The sequence below is a fragment of the Bacillus sp. SD075 genome, from assembly GCF_017355165.1.
Classification (GTDB): domain Bacteria; phylum Bacillota; class Bacilli; order Bacillales; family DSM-1321; genus Peribacillus.
This window is the reverse complement of sequence record NZ_JADILK010000110.1, coordinates 1-1,194: the sequence shown is the minus strand read 5'-3', so window position 1 is coordinate 1,194 and position 1,194 is coordinate 1. Positions and strand designations below refer to the sequence as shown.

Annotated in this window: 2 protein-coding genes; both read left to right on the top strand. The window is 40.8% G+C overall.

The window, feature by feature from the left end; translation table 11 throughout:
• Positions 1-99 precede the first annotated feature (99 nt).
• Complete coding sequence (locus tag IOC57_RS25480) at positions 100-525, top strand: HTH domain-containing protein (protein WP_207441366.1); 426 nt, start codon at positions 100-102, stop codon at positions 523-525.
• Positions 522-1,194: IS3 family transposase (locus IOC57_RS25475; protein WP_309487770.1), on the top strand; the 673-nt coding region annotated here is incomplete at its 3' end. The genes IOC57_RS25480 and IOC57_RS25475, both read left to right, overlap by 4 nt.

The following is a 1,194-nucleotide window of genomic DNA, read 5'->3' as shown; positions in this document are numbered from 1 at the left end:
TGAACTATACCCCGGATAACGGACACACATAAAAAAGTGTCCCTTATCCGGGTTTTTTTATGTTTCAATAGATGTAATGAGTATGGACGGAGGGTTTCTATGAGTAAGAATCTATATACTGAATTTCAGATTAAAGAACTTGAAAAGAATCCAAATATCATTAGTGCTTCCGAGCGATCTATTTCCTTTAGTCCGGAATTTAAGACAAAAGCTGTTAAGGAATATAAAAAAGGGAAAGCCCCCTCTCAAATTTTCATTGACCAGGGAATTAATCTCGAAATAATTGGAAAGAAACAACCCAAACGTTGCCTACAGCGCTGGCGTAGTACCTTTGAAAGGTTTGGTGAGGAAGGCTTTCTTACGGAACGCCGTGGAAAAGGAAGTCCAGGACGCCCCACTTCCAAGCCTCAGTCTGTAGAGGAACAACTTAGGAAGGCCGAAGCGAGAATTAAATTCCTTGAAGCAGAAAATGACTTCCTAAAAAAGCTGGAAGAGTTAGAAAGGCGGGCGTTGAAAAAGAAATAATTCTAGCTGCAGCTGAGAAGTTCTATCTGATTGAAAGAACGATCAGGCGATACCAGTTAAAGAAGGCTGTTTCCTATCTATGCAAATTGGCTGGTGTAAGTCGAAGTGGCTACTATGATTGGTTAAAGGCAGCTCCAACCCGTGAGCTACGCGAGGAACAGGATGATTTGGACATAGAATTAATTAAAAATATATTCCTCAGTAAAAAGGAAAAAGTAGGCGCCCTCCAGATCAAAATGGTTATGGAAAATGATTATTCGGCCGTCATGAATCATAAGAAAATCAGACGTTTGATGGCAAAATATCATCTCTTCGCAAAAATCAGAAGGATCAACCCATATCGGAAGATAGCCAAGGCAACCAGGGAGCACCTTACTTGTCCAAACCTCCTGAATCGTAAATTCAATCAGGAGCTGCCAGGGAAGGTCCTGCTTACTGACATTACCTATCTTTATTATGGGAAAGGCCAAAAAGCTTATTTATCCTGCGTAAAAGATGCCGCCACAAAAGAAATCGTTACGTACCATTTATCCACTTCATTAGAAATGGATATCGTTTACGAGACTTTAAATAAGCTAAAGCAGGCTGTGAGTCACGAGTTCCATCCGAGTACAATCCTGCATTCTGACCAAGGATTCCATTACACCCATCCACTATTTCAACGCAAAG

Excerpts from the sequence above, each read along its gene's own strand:
- IOC57_RS25480 (WP_207441366.1), top strand. The coding sequence starts at position 100 with ATGAGTAAGAATCTATATACTGAATTTCAGATTAAAGAACTTGAAAAG.